This window comes from Streptococcus parasanguinis (genome assembly GCF_001074805.1).
Classification (GTDB): Bacteria; Bacillota; Bacilli; order Lactobacillales; family Streptococcaceae; genus Streptococcus; species Streptococcus parasanguinis_A.
Window position 1 is genome coordinate 1 of sequence record NZ_JUPI01000109.1, and the last position, 16,617, is coordinate 16,617.

At 41.9% G+C, this 16,617-nt stretch carries 18 protein-coding genes and 1 tRNA gene; 12 read left to right on the forward strand and 7 right to left on the reverse strand.

Features of this window, described 5'->3' with window-relative positions:
* The first annotated feature begins 229 nt into the window (after positions 1 to 229).
* From rpsA to ADI76_RS07240, 3 genes are all read left to right on the forward strand, one after another.
* On the forward strand, positions 230 to 1,429 hold the full coding sequence (gene rpsA, locus ADI76_RS07230) for a 30S ribosomal protein S1 (protein WP_003003421.1): 1,200 nt from the start codon (positions 230 to 232) through the stop codon (positions 1,427 to 1,429).
* 76 nt (positions 1,430 to 1,505) lie between these two features.
* Positions 1,506 to 1,577, forward strand: a tRNA-Arg gene (locus ADI76_RS07235).
* 56 nt (positions 1,578 to 1,633) lie between these two features.
* Complete coding sequence (locus ADI76_RS07240) at positions 1,634 to 2,050, forward strand: NUDIX hydrolase (RefSeq protein ID WP_045759394.1); 417 nt, start codon at positions 1,634 to 1,636, stop codon at positions 2,048 to 2,050.
* A 44-nt stretch (positions 2,051 to 2,094) separates the two neighbouring features.
* On the opposite strand, the gene ADI76_RS07245 is transcribed toward ADI76_RS07240, so the two are convergent.
* Entirely contained in the window at positions 2,095 to 3,081 is a 987-nt protein-coding gene (locus tag ADI76_RS07245; RefSeq protein ID WP_021153137.1) for an L-lactate dehydrogenase, read from the reverse strand.
* Between the two features lie 198 nt (positions 3,082 to 3,279).
* On the opposite strand from ADI76_RS07245, the gene gyrA reads away from it, so the two are divergent.
* The 4 genes from gyrA (at position 3,280) to radC (ending at position 7,692) form a co-directional block, all read left to right on the forward strand.
* Positions 3,280 to 5,736 carry a DNA gyrase subunit A gene (gene gyrA / locus ADI76_RS07250; RefSeq protein ID WP_049515421.1) on the forward strand — a complete coding sequence of 819 codons (2,457 nt, stop codon included), beginning with the start codon at positions 3,280 to 3,282 and terminating at the stop codon, positions 5,734 to 5,736.
* A 13-nt stretch (positions 5,737 to 5,749) separates the two neighbouring features.
* Positions 5,750 to 6,493: a class A sortase gene (locus ADI76_RS07255; RefSeq protein ID WP_049515423.1), complete on the forward strand. Its 744-nt coding sequence runs from the start codon at positions 5,750 to 5,752 to the stop codon at positions 6,491 to 6,493.
* A gap of 182 nt (positions 6,494 to 6,675) precedes the next feature.
* Positions 6,676 to 6,954, forward strand: coding sequence for a hypothetical protein (locus ADI76_RS07260; RefSeq protein ID WP_023918028.1), 279 nt, complete (start codon positions 6,676 to 6,678; stop codon positions 6,952 to 6,954).
* Positions 6,955 to 7,008: 54 nt separating this feature from the next.
* A complete protein-coding gene (gene radC / locus ADI76_RS07265) occupies positions 7,009 to 7,692 on the forward strand; it encodes a RadC family protein (RefSeq protein WP_049515426.1) in 684 nt (227 codons plus the stop codon).
* 52 nt (positions 7,693 to 7,744) lie between these two features.
* Here the strand turns inward: radC and ADI76_RS07270 are convergent, their stop codons facing one another.
* The 6 genes from ADI76_RS07270 to ADI76_RS07295 form a co-directional block, all read right to left on the reverse strand.
* Positions 7,745 to 8,392 carry a redox-sensing transcriptional repressor Rex gene (locus ADI76_RS07270; protein ID WP_049515428.1) on the reverse strand — a complete coding sequence of 216 codons (648 nt, stop codon included), beginning with the start codon at positions 8,390 to 8,392 and terminating at the stop codon, positions 7,745 to 7,747.
* A 129-nt stretch (positions 8,393 to 8,521) separates the two neighbouring features.
* Complete coding sequence (locus ADI76_RS07275; protein WP_049490891.1) at positions 8,522 to 8,737, reverse strand: DUF4649 family protein; 216 nt, start codon at positions 8,735 to 8,737, stop codon at positions 8,522 to 8,524.
* Position 8,738: 1 nt separating this feature from the next.
* Positions 8,739 to 9,086, reverse strand: a complete 348-nt coding sequence (locus ADI76_RS07280) for a DUF1831 domain-containing protein (protein WP_009730974.1) — start codon at positions 9,084 to 9,086, stop codon at positions 8,739 to 8,741.
* A gap of 9 nt (positions 9,087 to 9,095) precedes the next feature.
* Positions 9,096 to 10,208: a cysteine desulfurase family protein gene (locus ADI76_RS07285; protein ID WP_049515431.1), complete on the reverse strand. Its 1,113-nt coding sequence runs from the start codon at positions 10,206 to 10,208 to the stop codon at positions 9,096 to 9,098.
* Between the two features lie 9 nt (positions 10,209 to 10,217).
* On the reverse strand, positions 10,218 to 11,174 hold the full coding sequence (locus ADI76_RS07290) for a ribose-phosphate diphosphokinase (protein ID WP_003007186.1): 957 nt from the start codon (positions 11,172 to 11,174) through the stop codon (positions 10,218 to 10,220).
* 72 nt (positions 11,175 to 11,246) lie between these two features.
* Positions 11,247 to 11,804, reverse strand: a complete 558-nt coding sequence (locus tag ADI76_RS07295; RefSeq protein ID WP_049515433.1) for a CYTH domain-containing protein — start codon at positions 11,802 to 11,804, stop codon at positions 11,247 to 11,249.
* Positions 11,805 to 11,899: 95 nt separating this feature from the next.
* Here ADI76_RS07295 and ADI76_RS07300 point away from each other — a divergent pair, with 95 nt between their 5' ends.
* The 5 genes from ADI76_RS07300 to mutY all read left to right on the forward strand — a co-directional run bounded on the left by ADI76_RS07300 (position 11,900) and on the right by mutY (position 16,506).
* A complete protein-coding gene (locus ADI76_RS07300) occupies positions 11,900 to 12,571 on the forward strand; it encodes a GTP pyrophosphokinase (RefSeq protein ID WP_023918039.1) in 672 nt (223 codons plus the stop codon).
* Positions 12,555 to 13,373, forward strand: a complete 819-nt coding sequence (locus ADI76_RS07305; protein WP_342666490.1) for an NAD kinase — start codon at positions 12,555 to 12,557, stop codon at positions 13,371 to 13,373. The genes ADI76_RS07300 and ADI76_RS07305 overlap by 17 nt, the downstream gene beginning before the upstream one ends.
* Positions 13,370 to 14,263: an RluA family pseudouridine synthase gene (locus tag ADI76_RS07310; protein WP_049490896.1), complete on the forward strand. Its 894-nt coding sequence runs from the start codon at positions 13,370 to 13,372 to the stop codon at positions 14,261 to 14,263. Before ADI76_RS07305 ends, ADI76_RS07310 begins: the two co-directional genes overlap by 4 nt.
* A gap of 21 nt (positions 14,264 to 14,284) precedes the next feature.
* A complete protein-coding gene (pta, locus tag ADI76_RS07315; protein ID WP_049515438.1) occupies positions 14,285 to 15,259 on the forward strand; it encodes a phosphate acetyltransferase in 975 nt (324 codons plus the stop codon).
* Between the two features lie 92 nt (positions 15,260 to 15,351).
* Positions 15,352 to 16,506 (forward strand): A/G-specific adenine glycosylase, encoded by a 1,155-nt coding sequence (mutY, locus tag ADI76_RS07320; protein WP_049515440.1) that lies wholly within the window; start codon positions 15,352 to 15,354, stop codon positions 16,504 to 16,506.
* The last annotated feature ends 111 nt before the right edge of the window (positions 16,507 to 16,617 follow it).

Genomic DNA, 16,617 nt, shown 5'->3' on the forward strand with positions numbered 1-16,617 from the left:
CAAGCGGTAAGGCAAGGGACTTTGACTCCCTCATGCGTTGGTTCGAATCCAGCTACCCCAGTTCTTAGGTAATATCAGATAAGTGATAAAATATCTATCCAGGTATTTTATTTCTTTATAGGATGAGTCGTTAAAGATTGTAGTTGATCTCATTGCGAGTGCTTGCTTAGGAAAAATAATTATAAGTATGTCAAGTTTTAGAAAACTTGATTGTTGGAGGATTTTTTAGATGAATGAATTTGAAGATTTGCTAAACAGTGTTAGCCAAGTTGAACCAGGTGACGTTGTTACTGCTGAAGTATTGACAGTTGACACGAACCAAGCTAACGTTGCAATCTCTGGAACTGGTGTCGAAGGTGTCTTGACTCTTCGCGAATTGACAAACGATCGTGATGCTGACATCAACGACTTGGTAAAACCAGGTGAAACACTTGAATTGCTTGTTCTTCGTCAAGTAGTTGGTAAAGATACTGATACAGTAACTTACCTTGTATCTAAAAAACGTTTGGAAGCTCGCAAAGCATGGGACAAATTGGTCGGACGTGAAGAAGAAGTTGTTACTGTTAAAGGAACTCGCGCTGTTAAAGGCGGACTTTCAGTAGAATTTGAAGGACTTCGTGGATTTATTCCAGCTTCAATGCTTGATACTCGTTTTGTACGTAACACTGAACGTTTCGTAGGTCAAGAATTTGATGCTAAAATCAAAGAAGTAGATCCAAAAGAAAACCGCTTTATCCTTTCACGTCGTGAAGTTGTTGAAGCTGAATCAGCTGCAGCACGCGCAGAAGTATTTGGTAAATTGAACGTTGGTGATGTCGTAACTGGTAAAGTTGCACGTATCACAAGCTTCGGTGCCTTCATCGACCTTGGTGGTGTTGATGGATTGGTTCACTTGACAGAATTGTCACACGAACGCAACGTATCACCTAAATCAGTTGTAACTGTTGGTGAAGAAATCCAAGTGAAAGTTCTTGACTTGAACGAAGAAGAAGGTCGTGTATCACTTTCATTGAAAGCTACAACACCTGGACCTTGGGATGGCGTTGAACAAAAATTGGCTGCTGGTGATGTTATCGAAGGAACTGTTAAACGTTTGACTGACTTCGGTGCATTCGTTGAAGTATTGCCAGGTATCGACGGACTTGTACACATCTCACAAATTTCACACAAACGTGTTGAAAATCCAAAAGATGTTCTTAAAGTTGGACAAGAAGTAACTGTTAAAGTTCTTGAAGTAAATGCAGCAGATGAACGTGTATCACTTTCTATCAAAGCTCTTGAAGAACGTCCAGCTCAAGAAGAAGGCGAAAAACAAGAAAAACGTCAATCTCGCCCACGTCGTCCAAAACAAGAAAAACGCGACTTTGATCTTCCAGAAACTCAAACTGGATTCTCAATGGCTGACTTGTTTGGCGATATCGAATTGTAATATTCAAAAAGCTTACCTCTCGGTAAGCTTTTTTTACTTGTAAAATTCTCGAGAATTTGATATACTATAACAGTTGCCACCCTTAGTGTAATGGATATCACGTAAGATTCCGGTTCTTGAGATGGGGGTTCGATTCCCTCAGGGTGGATGATTCATAACGAGGCTCCTCGGAGTCTTTTTTGCTCTTTCTTGGAGGAACATGCAATGACAGTAAAATTAATCGCCCATACCTTGATTGAGAAAGACGGGAAGTATCTGCTTATCAAACGCTCGAAAATAAAGCGAGGTCTCCCTAATGTCTATCCATCTTATTGGGATATTCCAGGTGGAAGTGTAGAAGAGAATGAATTGCCCAGAGAGGCTGCTCTACGTGAGGCTATTGAGGAGGTTAATCAAAAGCTTCGGATTAATAAGATTATCCACGAAGATAGTCAATTTGATGCCAGCAAAGATACTGTCTTTACACGCCTAGTTTATGCTGGCGAGATTTTGGAAGAGCGTGATTTTATATTAGATCCAGAAGAGCATACAGACTTTAAATGGATTTCTTCTTTGAAAGACATAGAGAGCAATCTCGTTGTGCCTTATTTGCTTGAAATCCTTGCTGACAAATCCAAATAAAGCAGCTAAAAAACATCCCCTTTTAATAAGGAGATGTTTTTTTCTTAGTTTTTAGAAGCTTCTTGGAATTCAGGGTTTTTCCATGCTTCATCAATGATTGCTTGCAATTCATCAGCAGAAGCTTTCATTTTTTGTTGTTCTGCATCGTTCAATGGGATGTTCACTGGACGTACAATACCGTGTGCACCTACGATGGCAGGTTGACCGATAAAGACGTTGCTAACACCATATTGACCTTCTTGGAATACAGAAAGTGGAAGTACTGCATTTTCATCATCAAGGATTGCTTTAGTGATACGAGCAAGGGCAACAGCGATACCGTAGTATGTAGCACCTTTTTTGTTGATGATGGTGTAAGCAGCATCACGAACACCTTCGAACAATTCGATCAATTCAGTTTCTTGAACGTTTTGAGTGTCTTTAAGGAATTCTTCAAGGTTTACACCAGCGATGTTAGCGTGTGACCATACAGCGAATTCTGAGTCTCCATGTTCACCCATGATGTAGGCGTGCACTGAACGAGCATCAACGTCCAATTTTTCAGCAAGTGCTTGACGGAAACGAGCTGAGTCAAGAGAAGTACCAGAACCGATAACGCGTTCTTTAGGGAATCCTGAGAATTTCCATGTAGAGTATGTCAAAACGTCAACTGGGTTAGCAGCTACAAGGAAGATACCGTTAAATCCTGATTCAATAACTTGTGTTACGATTGATTTGTTAATGGCAAGGTTTTTACCAACAAGATCAAGGCGAGTTTCACCTGGTTTTTGAGGAGCACCTGCAGTAATTACAACAAGGTCAGCATCCGCACAGTCAGCGTACTCAGCCGCATAGATCTTCTTAGGTGAAGTGAAGGCAAGGGCGTGGCTAAGGTCAAGCGCATCTCCGACAGCTTTTTCGTGCAATTGAGGAATTTCGATAATTCCAAGCTCTTGTGCAATTCCTTGGTTGACAAGTGCAAATGCATAAGATGAACCTACGGCACCGTCACCGACAAGGATAACTTTTTTGTGTTGTTTAGTCAAATCCATGAGTCTAAACGTCTCCTTCATTTTTTTTTGAGATAGATTCTCATACGTCTTCATTCTACCACTTTTGAATGTCTTTGTCATCTGATACAGTATGAATCCTTGATGTAAACGTTTTTACGTTTGTGTTCCTAAGAAGAAAAATAGGCTAAAATGTGTTATAATAGTATGGTGAATTAAGTAAAGAGAGGCATTTTTTGAATGCAGGATAAGAATCTAATTGATGTGAATTTAACATCAGAAATGAAGACGAGTTTTATCGATTATGCCATGAGTGTTATCGTTGCTCGTGCCCTCCCTGATGTTCGTGATGGTTTGAAACCTGTTCACCGTCGTATTTTGTACGGAATGAATGAATTGGGTGTTACACCAGATAAACCACATAAGAAGTCAGCCCGTATTACAGGGGATGTTATGGGTAAATACCACCCACACGGGGATTCCTCTATTTATGAAGCCATGGTTCGGATGGCGCAATGGTGGAGTTATCGTTACATGTTAGTGGACGGTCATGGAAACTTTGGTTCTATGGACGGTGATGGCGCCGCTGCACAACGGTATACCGAAGCTCGTATGAGTAAGATCGCTCTTGAAATGTTGCGGGATATCAACAAAAATACAGTTGATTTCGTAGATAACTATGATGCCAGCGAACGCGAACCTTTGGTCTTACCTGCACGTTTCCCTAACCTTCTGGTTAATGGTGCTACTGGGATTGCCGTTGGGATGGCTACCAATATTCCTCCTCACAATTTGGGAGAAACCATTGACGCAGTGAAACTGATGATGGATAATCCTGAGGTAACGACCCGTGAACTTATGGAAGTTCTTCCTGGTCCAGATTTTCCGACAGGGGCTTTGGTTATGGGGAAATCGGGTATCCACAAAGCCTATGAAACAGGAAAAGGCTCGATCGTTCTTCGCTCTCGTACAGAGATTGAAGTGACTAAAAGTGGTCGTGAACGGATTGTCGTTACCGAGTTCCCTTATATGGTCAACAAAACCAAGGTTCACGAACATATCGTTCGCTTGGTGCAAGAAAAACGGATCGAAGGGATTACAGCTGTACGTGATGAGTCTAACCGTGAAGGGGTTCGATTTGTGATCGAGGTCCGTAGGGATGCTTCGGCCAATGTCATTTTGAACAACCTCTTTAAGATGACGCAAATGCAAACCAACTTTGGCTTCAATATGTTGGCGATTCAAAACGGTGTTCCAAAGATCCTTTCTCTTCGTCAAATTTTAGCTGCGTATATCGAGCACCAAACAGAAGTGGTGACTCGCCGGACTATCTTTGATAAAGAAAAAGCTGAAGCTCGTGCCCATATTTTAGAAGGCTTGCTTATTGCTTTGGATCACATTGATGAAGTAATCCGAATCATCCGCAATAGCCAGACAGACGCTGAAGCACAAGCTGAGTTGATGTCGAAGTTCAAGCTCTCTGAACGTCAAAGTCAAGCCATTTTGGACATGCGTCTTCGTCGTTTGACCGGTTTGGAACGAGACAAGATCCAGAGTGAATATGACGACTTGGTTGCCTTGATTGCTGATTTGGCTGATATTTTGGCTAAACCAGAGCGTGTGGCGACTATCATCAAGGAAGAATTAGAAGAAGTCAAACGCAAGTTTGGCGATGCTCGTCGAACTGAGTTGATGGTAGGGGAAGTTCTTTCTCTTGAAGATGAGGACTTGATTGAAGAAACAGATGTCTTAATCACCCTTTCTAATAAAGGATACATCAAACGCTTGGACCAAGCTGAATTTACTGCACAAAAACGTGGTGGACGTGGTGTCCAAGGAACCGGTGTGAAAGACGATGACTTTGTTCGCGAACTCGTATCTACGAGCACCCATGATCATTTGCTCTTCTTTACGAATAAGGGGCGGGTTTATCGTTTGAAAGGTTATGAGATTCCCGAATATGGCCGGACAGCTAAAGGATTGCCGATTGTTAACCTCCTAAAATTGGACGAAGGTGAATCGATTCAAACCATTATCAATGTGGAGCAAGATCGCAGTGATGAGGCTTATCTCTTCTTTACGACGCGACAAGGTGTAGTTAAGCGCACTAACGTAGCAGAATTTTCAAATATCCGTCAGAACGGTCTGAAAGCTCTGAACCTACGTGATGAGGATGAATTGATCAATGTCTTCCTTACAGATGGCAATACTGATGTCATTATTGGTACCAAATATGGATATTCAGTCCGCTTTAATGAGGCAGTAGTTCGGAATATGGGACGTTCTGCTACAGGTGTACGTGGTGTGAATCTCCGTGATGGAGACAAGGTTGTTGGGGCAAGTGTTATCACCGACGAGGACGAAGTATTGGTCATTACTGAAAAAGGGTATGGTAAGCGGACAATGGCTGGCGAATACCCAACCAAGGGCCGTGGTGGTAAAGGAATCAAAACAGCCAATATTACAGAGAAAAATGGTCCGTTAGCTGGTCTTTTAACCGTTAAAGGGGATGAAGATCTGATGATCATTACCGATACCGGAGTTATGATCCGGACAGGTGTGGCTAACATTTCTCAAACGGGTCGTTCGACTCAGGGTGTGAAAGTCATGAGACTGGATCAGGATGCGAAAATTATGACCTTTACAACTGTACAAGCTGATGAAAAAGATGAAGAAGTAGTGGAAGAAAACGAATAGATAAGGGGACAGCATGTCACGCAAAAGAAAAAAGAAAAAGAGTTTACGTAATACTCTTATCAACATCGTTGCAACACTTTTGATTATTCTCTCGCTTCTCTTAATTTTCAATGCTCCGATCCGCAATATGATCATGGTTTGGCATACCAACCAATACCAGGTTAGCAAGGTCGATAAAAAGACTATTGATAAAAACAAAGAAGTGAAGACGAGCTTTGATTTCCAACATGTCCAGTCACTCTCGACAGAGGCCGTGATCAATGCCCAATGGCAGGCTCAAAAACTTCCTGTAATTGGGGGAATTTCGATTCCTGAATTGAACATGAACCTTCCAATTTTTAAAGGACTCGAAAACGTAGCCCTTTACTATGGAGCAGGGACTATGAAGGAAAACCAAGTCATGGGACAAGGCAATTATTCTCTTGCTAGTCACCACGTATTTGGCCTTACTGGAGCAAATGCCATGCTGTTCTCACCATTAGAGAAAGCCAAGGCTGGTATGAAGATTCACATCACGGACAAAGAAAAAATCTATACTTATGTCATCTCGTCTGTTGAGACAGTGACTCCAGACCGTGTAGATGTCATTCAAGATCGTGAAGGTGTCAATGAAATCACCTTGGTAACCTGTGAGGATGCTGCAGCGACTTACCGGACGATTGTAAAAGGAAACTTGGAAACCTCTGTTGACTATGACAAGGCTCCAAAGGACATCCTGGATTCATTTAGCAAGTCTTATAATCAAATGCAACTCTAAGAAACTAAAGCCCGAGGCCGAGAGAGGCCTGGGCTTTTTTCTTTGTAGTGTGGAGTGAAATAACTAAAGGATTCTTGTAAAATTGTAAGCGATTGGTAATATAATGTAAGGAATTTGTCATAATATTGAGGGAAAATCGGTATATAATAAGAGGAGAAAGAGTATGATAAGGAGGTAGAATAGTGACGAAAGAGCGAATTTATCATCTCTTGCATCATTTCTATAATCTCTTAATAAATGATTTTCCACGAAATGGATTAATTACGAAAGGAATCTACGAAGTAGAGCAAGTCTACCAAACCTTAGAAGCCATTCCTCAGAGTCAGGAGTACTTGATCCGCTGTGAAATTCAACAGTTTTTAAAGGAGCTTGAACAAGTTCAAACAGGTTATCAGATCCGCTTTAATAAAGATGAAGTCTTAGTATTAGATGATTTGAAGCAAGAAATCGCCTGTAAATAATGAAAGGTCGTTATTTTCTCAATTTATTACGAATTAATAAGTGAGGAGGAAATTATGTACGACATATCATTTATTGAACCATCTTTGCTTCCTAGGGAGCGCTTGGTTTCTGAAGGGGTGGATAAGCTAAGTCATCAGGAATTGTTATCCATTCTCTTACGGACAGGCAATAAGCAAAAAAGCGTTTATGAGATTGCACAAGGTCTTTTGAGCTCGGTAAATAGTTTAAAGGAGTTAGGGCAATTAACCCTAGAGGAGCTACAGGAAATCTCTGGCATTGGGCGAGTGAAGGCCATCGAACTTCAGGCGGTTATTGAGTTTGGACGAAGGATTCATAAAGATGAACTAATGAGTTCCGAACAAATCATGAGTAGTCAGAAATTGGCCCATAAAATTCAGCAGGAAATTGGCCATAAAAAGCAGGAGCACCTAGTTGCCCTTTATTTGAATACCCAAAATGAAATTATTCATCAACAGACGATATTTATTGGAACAGTGAATCGAAGTATCGCGGAGCCGCGTGAAATCCTGCATTATGCACTGAAGCACATGGCAACCTCCATTATCTTGGCTCACAATCATCCATCTGGTGCCGTGTTCCCTAGTAAAAATGATGATGAAGTCACTCATCGCGTCTTAGAGGCCTGTGAAGTAATGGGGTTAACCCTATTGGATCATTTGATTGTATCCGAAGAAAACTACTATAGTTACCGTGAAGAAACGGATTATTTGGCATAAAAAAGGTTGGAACCTTCTTGTTCCAACCTTTTTGTTGTTGCAGTATAAGTCTTTATTCTTCGTTTTTACGCATAAAATAAAGGAGTGTTTGCAATTCACTGGTGAGATCGACATATTGGACGACGACATCTTTAGGGACTGTCAGATGCACTGGTGAGAAACTGAGAATTCCCTTGACACCAGCGTCTACCAAAAGGCTAGCCACTTCTTGAGCTTTGACGCTTGGAACAGTTAGGATGGCTGTTTGAATGCCTTCTTGTTTGAGCTTTTCTTTGATGGTGGAAATACCGTAAATGGGAATTCCGTCCTTACTTTTGGTATTGATCAGCTCATGATCGTCTAGATCAAACGCCATGACAATTTTCATCTTATTGCGTTCATGGAAGCGATAGTTGAGAAGCGCACTTCCCATATTTCCGATCCCCACAATAGCGACATTGGTAATAGCATTGTCATTTAACAGATCGGCAAAGAAGTTCATCAGTTTATTTACGTCATAACCAAATCCCCGTCTTCCTAATTCACCAAAATAAGAAAAATCTCGGCGAACAGTAGCAGAGTCAATCCCAATTGCATCAGCAATTTGCTTGGAATTTGCGCGCTCTATTTTTTCAGAGTTAAAGCGTTTAAAAATTCGGTAGTAGAGCGATAAGCGCTTTGCTGTTGCGCGTGGAATTGGAGTATTTTTATCATGTTTCACAATATCACAACCTTTCCCTCTTATTGTATAGGAAGATTGTGAAAAAATCAACTATCTAGAGCGGTTTTTAAAAAATATTTTTGTCTAAAGAAAAAGCTGATGGCGATGGAGAGTTCCATCAGCATCAGCTTAGTTTTCAGCTTGTTCTACCTTTTTCAAAAAAGCATAAAGTCCATCGACTCGTCCTGTATAGGGGAGCTTTTCCCCCTTGTATTCAATGGATACGATTGAGTAAGAGTCAGGCAAGGTTACACAGCCTGAAAAAGCTAGGATACAGGCTGCAAGGTCAGGATAAGTAGTCGTTCGTTCTACTTGGTAAGCATCGATATAAGTTAGGGTTACCATATTAGGCCTCTGTTTTGTTGAAAATTTCTCTTTCGACAAGACTATCCATTAAGAAATAGAATTTTTGTTGGATAATGTCATTTTCTGGATTTTTAAAGATATTAACCAGGCGAAGCCCAGACTTGTCTGTAATATTGATCTTAAAACCTGTCAAATCTTTATTGAAAATGATTTTAAGTAGGAAGCCTTCGCCGCTATTTGGAACGGCTTCGAGCAAACGATTTAACTCGTAATTTCCAACTTTTGTAACAGCGAATGTATTGTCACGTAAGGTATATTTTTTTACATTTGGGTGTAGACTATAGGTATATTTGCAGTCTTTCAATGAAACACTTGTTTCAAAAGCCATATTGTTCTCCTATGATAAAATTTCTTTAAGTTTTGAGAGGAAGTCTTGAACCTCCTCTACGCTATTGAGTTCTGAAAAACTAATTCGAAGGGATTCTTTTAGGCGTGAGCTATCTTTTCCATAGAGCGCCTCAAGGACATGGCTGGGTTGAACTGTACCAGCGGTACAAGCAGAACCTGTAGAGACAGAAATTCCAGCAAGATCGAGTCGCATCAGTAAAACGTCATTTTGGACACCCGGAAAGCCAAGGTTCCAAACAAATGGAAGATGATCCTCATTCGCATTTACGTAGTAGTCGTAGGCTGCTAAACCATTGACTAGCTCTTGGCCGAGTTTTTGAACCTGGTGGAAATTTTCTTCTTGATGAAGTGTAGCTTGCTGAAGCGCGGTTGCCATCCCGACAATAGAAATGAGATTTTCCGTACTGGCTCTCATCTTACTTTCCTGATCCCCACCATGTAAAAGATTATCAAAATCTGGGGAGGTTGCATAAAGGAAACCGACGCCCTTTGGTCCATGGAATTTGTGGGCAGAAGCACTGAGAAAATCAATTCCCAACTCTTCAGGATAGACAGGGACCTTTCCGATTGCTTGGACAGCATCAACGTGAAAGGCAGCTGGATGATCTTTTAAGAGTTCTCCGATTTCTTTAATCGGAAGAAGATCGCCTGTCTCGTTATTGGCAAACATGGTAGAGACAAGAATGGTATCCGGTCTAAGAGCCGCCTTGATATCACTAGCCTTAATGCGTCCATCTCTTGGTTGGACGATCGTAACTTCAAATCCGAAACGTTCTACAAGATATTCGATGGGTTCAAGAACCGCATGGTGTTCCAAAGCGGTCGTAATGATGTGTTTGCCATCTGCTTGGTGTTTCAAGCAGTAGCCTTTTATAACGGTATTATTACTTTCTGATCCACCTGAAGTGAAGAAAATACGATTTGGAAGAGTATGGAGAGACTGAGCAATTTGCTCGCGAGATTCTCGGAGAAGTTTACTAGCCATCCGTCCATGAGCATGAAGGCTCGATGGATTTCCAAAAGTGGTCTTCATAGTTTCAGACATTTTATCAATGACTTCAGGTAGAAGGGGAGTTGTTGCGGCATTATCAAAATATATCACATTAAGACCTTATTTCTTATGGTAGGCAAATAGAGGACTAACAGGTTTTCTTTCTTGAATGCGAACAATAGCTTCAGCGATCAGTTCGCTAGCTGTCAGATAGTTAATATTTTTTGGTGTTGGTCCATTTGGAGCAACAGAATCGGTTACTAAGATTTCTTTGATCGGAGCTTGGTCTAATAATTCAACAGCTCCTTTTACAAATAAACCATGGCTTGATACAGCATAAATTTCAGTAGCACCTTCGCGTTCGACGATTTTCGCAGCTTCTGAGAATGTCTTACCAGTATTGAGGATATCGTCAATCAAGATCGCTTTCTTATCTTTGACATCCCCGATAATATAGCCATAATCACGGTTTGCATCATCTTGCTCGTAATCAATGATCGCAATCGGTGCATCAAGATATTCAGCTAAACTACGAGCCCGTTTGACACCTGAATTTTTAGGACTGACGACGACGACATCAGGACCAGTTAGACCTTTGTTGATGTAGTGCTCTGCAAAAAGTGGAATGGTAAAGAGGTTATCCACGGCAATATCGAAGAAACCTTGAACCTGCACTGCATGGAGATCCAGTGTGACGACACGATCCACCCCAGCTTTGACCAACATGTTTGCGACGAGTTTAGCAGTGATTGGTTCACGAGGAGCAGCAGTCCGGTCTTGGCGAGCATAACCGAAGTAAGGCATGACCACATTGACAGTATTTGCGCTGGCCCGTTGGCAAGCATCTACCATAATTAACAGTTCCATCAAGTGATTGTTGACAGGGAAACTGGTTGATTGAATGATATAAATATCATATCCACGAACACTTTCCTCAATATTGACTTGGATTTCACCATCTGAGAATTGACGGGATGAAATTTTCCCAAGTGGAACCCCAGCATGATCCGCGATTTTTTGCGCAATCTCTGGATTTGAATTGAGAGAGAAGAGCTTCATATTTTTTTTATCTGACATGTGATTCCAACCTCATTTAGATTTTTGATCTTAGCACTATTTTAGCAAAAATTTGCGATAATTTCAGCTATTTTACAATCTTTCCGCCAATCTTGCGATTTTATTTTTTGCAGCTTTGTAGACGATTCCATGCTCTTTGATGAACTGATGGAAATTTTCTTCCTGCTCAGCGGTTTCGACCTCGATTTCTAATTCATAATCTTCAGTGTCTAGATAGAGACTGTGGTCTAGTGCCACCAATCCTGCAGCTGTTTCTTTTTCGAATCGTTCTGTTGTAAGGCTTCCCCAGACAGCGAGTTGCTCAACAGAGATTTCTTTAGAGATTAAGAGGTTTTTGATTTCTCCGTCAGGAAACTGTTGGTGTTGAAGGATCGCCTCGGTTTCTTCTGGGCTGAGGTTTTGATTGTACTCGAAATGGCCAACTGCCTCAGGAACTTTGAGAGTCAACTCAGCTTGATCTGTGAAAGTACGCACCCGCAAGGCCATTTTTTCCTTACGCATGAGCTGGTCGGGGGTATCGATATAGTGATTGGTTTGGACAACCAATTCTGTATCATCAAAAAGTGGAAGGAGGGATTGGTATTCCTCCTTGTCTAGCAAGGTTTTGTATTCAATTTCTAAATGGTTCATTTTGTAGTCCTTTGCTTTTTTTCGAAAGCGATTCATGATATAATAAGAGATGTGTTTATTGTATACAAAAATGGTTCAGATTACAAGGTGGTAGGATGGCAATTGATTGGGAAAACTTCTTAGATCCGTATATCCAAGCAGTTGGGGAATTAAAAATCAAACTGCGTGGGATTCGTAAGCAATATCGTAAGCAACAAAAGCATTCTCCAATCGAGTTTGTCACAGGTCGTGTTAAGCCGATTGAGAGTATCCGCGAAAAGATGATCCGAAGAAATATTTCTGAAGAAAATTTGGCTCAGGATATGCAAGATATTGCTGGTCTTCGTATCATGGTCCAGTTCGTAGATGACGTCGAAGAAATCCTAGAGGTTCTGAGACAACGGCAGGATATGCGCGTGGTCCAAGAGCGAGACTACATCCGCCACAAGAAATCAAGTGGCTACCGGAGTTACCACGTCGTGGTCGAGTATCCGGTCGATACTATTGATGGAAATGAAACGATCTTAGCAGAGATTCAAATTCGGACCTTGTCCATGAATTTTTGGGCAACCATTGAACACTCGCTCAATTATAAATATAAAGGAGACTTTCCAGACGAGATCAAAAAACGCTTAGAGACGACAGCAAACCTGGCCTATCTCTTGGATGAAGAGATGGGGGCAATTCGGGATGCGATTCAGGAGGCTCAAGCCCTGTTTGATCCACTTCATCGTAAGTTAAATGATGGCGTTGGAAATAGTGATGACACAGATGAAGACTACAGGTAAAAAAGTATCCATTATTCGCAATCGCAAGCGTCAAAGTGAAGAGGTTTTTCAGCAATTGCGCTATAAGCTTCGGAAAAATAATTTTATTTTGACGGAGAAGCACCCGGATATTGTGATTTCAATTGGTGGCGATGGGATGTTGCTATCGGCCTTTCACAAGTATGAACACCAGTTGGATCGGGTGCGATTTGTTGGCGTCCATACCGGACACTTAGGATTCTATACGGATTACTTAGAAAGTGAAATCGATAAGCTGGTTGAGAATTTAAAATATGATACAGGAGCTAAGGTTTCTTACCCTATTTTGAATGTCAAGATTACTTTCGACAATGGGGAAACCCGTACCATGAGAGCTTTGAACGAAGCGACGATTAAGAGAAGCGACCGGACCATGGTTGCCGATCTCACGATTAATGGAGTGGATTTTGAGCGCTTCAGAGGAGACGGGATTACCGTTTCGACTCCGACAGGAAGTACGGCTTACAACAAATCCTTAGGAGGAGCAGTCCTTCACCCGACTATTGAGGCGCTACAGATCGCTGAGATCGCCAGTCTCAACAACCGTGTTTATCGTACCTTGGGTTCTTCTGTTATTGTCCCTAAAAAGGATAAGATTGAGATTACACCGACGAGACCTGGCTTCCACATTATCTCTGTTGATAATTCAACCTATTCTTACCGCAATATTGCAAAGGTAGAATATCAGATTGACAACCATAAGATTAATTTTGTGGCAAGTTCCAGTCACACCAGCTTCTGGAATCGGGTCAAGGATGCCTTTATCGGAGATGATAGAGAATGAGATTTGAATTCATTGTCGATGAGCATGTCAAGGTTAAGACCTTTCTGAAAAAGCACGAGGTTTCTAAGGGCCTCTTAGCAAAGATTAAGTTTCGTGGTGGCAAGATCCTTGTCAATGGACGTCCGGAGAATGCGATTTATTTGTTGGATATTGGGGATCGCTTGGTCATTGATATTCCAGCAGAAGAAGGGTTCGAAACTCTAAAACCCATGGATCGGCCTTTGGATATTTTGTTTGAAGATGATCATTTTTTGGTCTTAAACAAACCCTTTGGGATCGCATCGATTCCAAGTGCGATTCATTCCAATACCTTAGCAAATTTTGTAAAGGGCTACTATGTGAAGCAGGGCTACGAGAACCAGCAGGTTCACATTGTTACTCGTTTGGACAAGGATACAAGTGGCGTTATGCTCTTTGCCAAACATGGCTATGCCCATGCTCGCTTGGATAAGCAATTGCAGTCTAAAACGATTCAGAAACGCTATTATGCCTTGGTCAAGGGATCTGGGAAGCTTGATCCTGTCGGAGAGATTATTGCTCCGATTGCGCGTGATGAAGATTCAATTATCACCCGAAAGGTAGCTAAAGGTGGCAAGTATGCTCATACAAGCTACCAGGTTGTTCAATCTTTTGGTGATATTCACCTAGTGGATATTCAGTTACACACAGGTCGAACCCACCAGATCCGCGTTCATTTTTCCCATATTGGTTTTCCGCTCTTGGGAGATGATCTCTATGGCGGAAGTTTAGAAGACGGCATTGAGCGCCAAGCCCTTCATTGTCATCGTCTATCCTATTATCATCCATTTCTAGAGGAAGAATTGGTCATAGAAAGTCCACTGCCTCCAGATTTCCAAGCTGTATTAACACAGCTTCAAACTAGTTATTAATTATTAAAAGGAGTAAAACTCATGGAAGTTTTCGAAAATCTCAAAGCCAACCTCGTTAGTAAGAATGCACGTATTGTATTACCAGAAGGTGAAGAACCTCGTATCCTCCAAGCGACAAAACGCATTGTGAACGAGACAGAAGTAACCCCTGTCTTGCTTGGTAATCCAGATAAAATTCGGATTTATCTTGAAATCGAAGGGGTTTTGAATGGATATGAAGTCATCGATCCTCATTCTTATCCAGGTTTTGAAGAGATGGTAGCTTCCTTGGTAGAACGTCGTAAGGGCAAAATGACTGAAGAAGAAGCGCGTCAAGTCTTGAAAGACGACGTTAACTATTTTGGTGTCATGTTGGTACACATGGGAATCGTTGATGGAATGGTATCTGGTGCGATTCACTCAACAGCTGCAACTGTTCGTCCAGCTCTTCAAATTATCAAAACTCGTCCAAATGTCAAACGGACATCTGGTGCCTTCCTTATGGTACGTGGATCCGAACGCTACTTGTTCGGGGATTGTGCCATCAACATTAATCCAGATGCTGAAGGCTTGGCTGAAATTGCCATTAACTCTGCCATTACAGCAAAAATGTTTGGTATCGATCCCAAAATCGCTATGTTAAGCTATTCTACAAAAGGTTCTGGTTTTGGTGAAAGTGTTGATAAGGTCGTTGAAGCGACTAAGCTTGCTCATGAACTTCGTCCAGACCTTGAAATTGATGGGGAATTGCAATTTGACGCAGCCTTTGTCCCAGCAACTGCAGCCTTGAAGGCTCCAGGAAGCAAGGTGGCAGGACAAGCTAATGTCTTTATCTTCCCTGGTATTGAGGCAGGTAACATTGGATACAAGATGGCTGAACGTTTGGGTGGCTTTGCAGCGGTAGGTCCTGTCTTGCAAGGGTTGAACAAACCAGTGAACGATCTCTCTCGTGGATGTAATTCAGATGACGTGTACAAATTGACCTTGATTACAGCGGCACAAGCAGTAGAACAATAAGAATGATTGAAAGGCTCAGGATGATCTTGAGCCTTTTTCTTTATAAAATCAGAATTTCTAAACTCTAAGCCGTTCTATGGTATACTAGGAATATGTTAGATTTAAAAGATTACGGGATTATCATGTGGGAGGAGGAAAAAATTGCTTCCTTCCGAGAAAAGTTATTAGCCTGGTATGATGCCAATAAACGAGCTCTCCCCTGGAGAAGAACCCAGGATCCTTATAAAATTTGGATCTCAGAGATTATGCTACAGCAGACACGTGTCGATACGGTGATTCCCTATTATGAGCGCTTTCTTGACTGGTTTCCGACTATCGAGGATCTGGCCAATGCGCAAGAAGAAAAGCTCTTGAAAGCCTGGGAGGGATTGGGCTATTACTCACGGGTTCGTAACATGCAGAAAGCTGCCCAGCAGATTATGGAGAACCATGGAGGAGTGTTTCCATCAAGCTATGAGGAAATATCTAAACTGAAGGGGATTGGGCCTTATACTTCAGGGGCAATTGCTAGTATTGCCTTTGGCCTGCCGGAGCCCGCTGTGGATGGTAATGTCATGAGAGTACTGGCTCGCTTGTTTGAGGTGGACTACGATATTGGAGTCCCGACTAATCGCAAGATTTTTCAGGCCATGATGGAAATCTTGATTGATCCGGCCCGTCCTGGTGATTTTAATCAGGCTTTGATGGATTTGGGCTCAGATATCGAATCACCAGTCAATCCACGTCCAGAAGAGAGTCCTGTCAAGGAGTTTAGCGCGGCCTACCAACATGGAACCATGGATCGCTATCCCATCAAGGCTCCAAAGAAGAAACCAGTACCCGTTTATTTAACAGCCTTTATTATAAAGGATAGTCAAGGGCGCTACTTGCTGGAGAAAAATGAGCGAGAAGGACTCTTGTCTGGCTTCTGGCATTTTCCCTTGATTGAAGTGGATAGTCTATCTGAGAACCTGGGCCAATTGTCTCTACTGGATGGGCAGGGGCAGGCAGTAGACAACCCAGAAATTCTTTCCTTTGAACAGGACTATGACTTGGCCATTGATTGGCAGGACCGATCTTATCCTATCGTCCAGCATGTCTTTTCACATCGCAAGTGGCATGTTCAACTTCGTTACGGTCTGGTAAAAGAAGGAGAGCAAGAATCAAGTGAATCGACTGTTTGGTTAAGATCTGAGGAATTTTCAGATTATCCTTTTGCCAAACCCCAGCAAAAGATCTGGACGACGTTTACGGAAAACGAAAAATGAGAGTGGGACAGAAATCGGTAATTCGTTAGAATTCGATTTCGTCGTCCTACCTCCGCACAGTTGAGTAGGGCTGTAAAAGCTGATGAAATCAGCGTAGTAGAGCCCACTCAA

Bases quoted from the DNA above. Each gene is read 5' to 3' on its own strand.
- rpsA (WP_003003421.1), top strand. From the start codon at position 230: ATGAATGAATTTGAAGATTTGCTAAACAGTGTTAGCCAAGTTGAACCA.
- ADI76_RS07240 (WP_045759394.1), top strand. From the start codon at position 1,634: ATGACAGTAAAATTAATCGCCCATACCTTGATTGAGAAAGACGGGAAG.
- ADI76_RS07245 (WP_021153137.1), bottom strand. From the start codon at position 3,081: ATGGATTTGACTAAACAACACAAAAAAGTTATCCTTGTCGGTGACGGT.
- gyrA (WP_049515421.1), top strand. From the start codon at position 3,280: ATGCAGGATAAGAATCTAATTGATGTGAATTTAACATCAGAAATGAAG.
- ADI76_RS07255 (WP_049515423.1), top strand. From the start codon at position 5,750: ATGTCACGCAAAAGAAAAAAGAAAAAGAGTTTACGTAATACTCTTATC.
- radC (WP_049515426.1), top strand. From the start codon at position 7,009: ATGTACGACATATCATTTATTGAACCATCTTTGCTTCCTAGGGAGCGC.
- ADI76_RS07275 (WP_049490891.1), bottom strand. From the start codon at position 8,737: ATGGTAACCCTAACTTATATCGATGCTTACCAAGTAGAACGAACGACT.
- ADI76_RS07280 (WP_009730974.1), bottom strand. From the start codon at position 9,086: ATGGCTTTTGAAACAAGTGTTTCATTGAAAGACTGCAAATATACCTAT.
- ADI76_RS07290 (WP_003007186.1), bottom strand. From the start codon at position 11,174: ATGTCAGATAAAAAAAATATGAAGCTCTTCTCTCTCAATTCAAATCCA.
- ADI76_RS07295 (WP_049515433.1), bottom strand. From the start codon at position 11,804: ATGAACCATTTAGAAATTGAATACAAAACCTTGCTAGACAAGGAGGAA.
- ADI76_RS07300 (WP_023918039.1), top strand. From the start codon at position 11,900: ATGGCAATTGATTGGGAAAACTTCTTAGATCCGTATATCCAAGCAGTT.
- ADI76_RS07305 (WP_342666490.1), top strand. From the start codon at position 12,555: ATGAAGACTACAGGTAAAAAAGTATCCATTATTCGCAATCGCAAGCGT.
- ADI76_RS07310 (WP_049490896.1), top strand. From the start codon at position 13,370: ATGAGATTTGAATTCATTGTCGATGAGCATGTCAAGGTTAAGACCTTT.
- pta (WP_049515438.1), top strand. From the start codon at position 14,285: ATGGAAGTTTTCGAAAATCTCAAAGCCAACCTCGTTAGTAAGAATGCA.
- mutY (WP_049515440.1), top strand. From the start codon at position 15,352: ATGTTAGATTTAAAAGATTACGGGATTATCATGTGGGAGGAGGAAAAA.